Raw genomic sequence first — 2,728 nt, 5'->3', positions numbered from 1 at the left:
GGCTATACCGGCAGCGCAGACGCTGTCCTTGCACGGTGGCCGTTTCCAGATGGGGTGGCCCGATGCCGACGGATTCTTCTTCGACAACGAGTGCCCGCCGCACCGCACCTACGTGCCCGCGTTCGAGATCGACGCGCAACCGGTGAGCAACGGTCAGTACCTGGAGTTCATTGAGGATCGCGGCTACGACCATCCGCAGTGGTGGTCACCAGCAGGCATGGAGTGGCTGATGATGCAGGAGCGCTCCGCGCCACTTGGTTGGCAGCGTGACCCTGCCACGCGCACATGGCAGGCGTTGCGCTATGGTCAGGCCCGCACGCTCAATCGCGACGAGCCTGTGCGCCACGTGAGTCTGTACGAAGCGCAGGCATGGTGTCGCTGGGCAGGCCGCCGGCTGCCGACCGAGGATGAGTGGGAAATGGCTGCCGTGCAGGGCCGGGCTGGCTTTCACTGGGGGCAGGTGTGGGAGTGGACCGCATCACCGTTCGAGCCGTATCCGGATTTCGTGCCGGGGGTACCGCGTGGTCGGGTGGCAGGTCTGTCGGCGCCGCATTTCATGACGATGCAAGCGGTGCGGGGCGCGGCCGCCCACACGCCGCAACGCGCCCATCATCCGCGCTTCCGTGGGTTCTTGCTGCCGGAGCGTGACGACATCTTCATTGGCTTCCGAACCTGCGCGCTTTGAGTTGCGCAACCGACCGACACAACCCTTGCTTCGGCGAGGGTTTTTTGTCGCCTGCAACCTGGCAACAAGAATGACAACCCGAAATCAGCGTTGCCCAAAGAAAAACCCCACGCGGTCAGGCGTGGGGTTTTCAGCAAGGTGAACCAAGCCATCCCGCAGGATGGCCATTTTCATGCATTAACGATCGAAGTCGCGCGGGCGGCCCTTGCTGCCATAGCTGTTGTCGCGGTTGCCATCACGATTGCCATAGCTGCGACGCGGTGCGCCGGTGCCGGTGCTATCGCCAAAGCGGCTGCCACCATTGTTGTCACCGAAGCGACGCGGTGCACCTTCGCGGTTGGCGTAGCCTTCGCGATTGCCATCACGGTTGCCGTAACCGGCGCCATTGCTGTTGCCGTAGCCGCGGTTGCCATCTTGCGTGCGGGCCGGACGCTGTTGCCAGTCACCACGGTTTTGCTGGCCATACGACTGACGCGGGGCGGCGTTGTCACGGTTGCCCCAGTCACGTTGACCGCCTTGGTAACCGCCACCGCCGTTGCCGTCGCGGCGCGGTGCTGCGCCATCACGGTCGCCGCCGAAGCTGCGTTGGAAGCGGCCCTCGCTGTTGCCACCATTGCCGGTGCGTGCGGCATAGCCTTCACGCTGGCCACGGTAGCCGCCGCCATTGCCACCACCGTTTCCACGGTAGCCGCCACGGTCACCACCGGCTCGCGGGCCGCCGGTGCGTGGCTTGGGCGAGCGCTTCGGCTCCAGGCCTTCCACAACGGATGCGTCGATGCGGCGATCAACGAAGCGCTCGATGCGGCGCCATTGGAACGTGTCGTTGTGGTTCACCAGATTGATGGCGATACCGCTGCGACCGGCACGGCCCGTGCGACCGATACGGTGCACGTAGTCTTCGGCCTGCTTGGGCAGGTCGAAGTTGACCACGTGCGTGATGTCCGGCACGTCGATGCCGCGGGCTGCCACGTCGGTGGCCACCAGGATGCGCAGGTGACCACGGCGCAGTGCGGTCAGCGTGCGGTTGCGCGCGCCTTGGTGCATGTCACCGTGCAGGGCGCCAGCGGCAAAACCGGTTTCGGTCAGGCGCTCGGCCAGCGAGTCGGCATCGCGCTTGGTGGCCGTGAACACGATTGCTTGCTTGAGCGATGCATCGCGCAGCAGGTGGTCGAGCAGTTGCTGCTTGTGCGAGACGTCGTCGGTGAAGTGCAGGCGCTCTTCAATGTTGCTCTGGTCAAGCTTGGCAGCAGCGATTTCGATACGCTGCGGGTCACGCATCATGCGCTCGGCCAGTTGCTCGATGCGGCGGTCCATGGTGGCCGAGAACATCAGCATCTGGCGCGTGGCCGGCGTGGCACCGACGATGGCTTCGATGTCGTCAGCAAAGCCCATGTCGAGCATGCGGTCGGCTTCATCGAACACCAGCATGTCCAGTGCCGACAGGTCAATGCGACCCGAGTCAATGTGGTCGAGCAGACGGCCAGGTGTGGCGATGATGATGTCCGGCATGCGGGCCAGCATGTCGAGCTGCTTCGGGTAGGGCATGCCGCCCAGGATGCTCGCGCAGACGATGCGGCGCATGTGGCGGCCGTATTGCGAAGCAGCGGTCGTCACCTGCAGGGCGAGTTCACGCGTTGGCGTGAGCACCAGCAGCGACGGCTTGGCCGGAGCCGGGCGGGGGCGGCGACCCTTCATGCGTTGCGGCGGGCCGTCCATGCGCGGGCGCTGCGGCTCGGGTTGCTCGCTGATGCGTTGAATGGCCGGCAGCATGAAGGCTGCGGTCTTGCCCGAACCAGTCTGGCTCGTGACCAGCAGGTCGCGGCCTGACAAGCAGGCCGGAATGGCTTGCGCTTGCACCGGTGTCGGGGTGGTGTAGTTCACTTCGCCCAGCGCGCGGACGATGCGCTCGTCCAGGCCCAGCTCGGCAAAGGCGTTGGCGCGGGTTGCGGCGTCGGCCAGCAGTGCGTCGGAATTCGGGGTGTCGGTGTTTTCAGCGTGCGCAATAGCGCCGCTGCCGTCTTGAGGCTGCGTCATGTCGAATAG

General features: G+C 65.4%; 2 protein-coding genes. One reads left to right on the top strand and one right to left on the bottom strand.

Annotated features, from left to right (window positions below; genetic code table 11):
- A partial coding sequence (locus JHD73_RS27375) for an SUMF1/EgtB/PvdO family nonheme iron enzyme (RefSeq protein WP_199033276.1) occupies nucleotides 1–685 on the top strand: 685 nt, incomplete at its 5' end.
- A 177-nt stretch (nucleotides 686–862) separates the two neighbouring features.
- On the opposite strand, the gene JHD73_RS27370 is transcribed toward JHD73_RS27375, so the two are convergent.
- The gene (locus JHD73_RS27370; RefSeq protein WP_199033277.1) at nucleotides 863–2,719 is read right to left on the bottom strand and encodes a DEAD/DEAH box helicase; all 1,857 of its coding nucleotides are present in this window, start codon (nucleotides 2,717–2,719) and stop codon (nucleotides 863–865) included.
- Nucleotides 2,720–2,728: the final 9 nt, after the last annotated feature.

Origin of the sequence: Ralstonia sp. ASV6, assembly GCF_016429285.1 — a bacterium.
In the GTDB taxonomy this organism is placed as follows: Bacteria; Pseudomonadota; Gammaproteobacteria; order Burkholderiales; family Burkholderiaceae; genus Ralstonia; species Ralstonia flaminis.
Note: the sequence above shows the minus strand (reverse complement) of the source record. Positions and strands in the feature narration are given on the sequence as shown.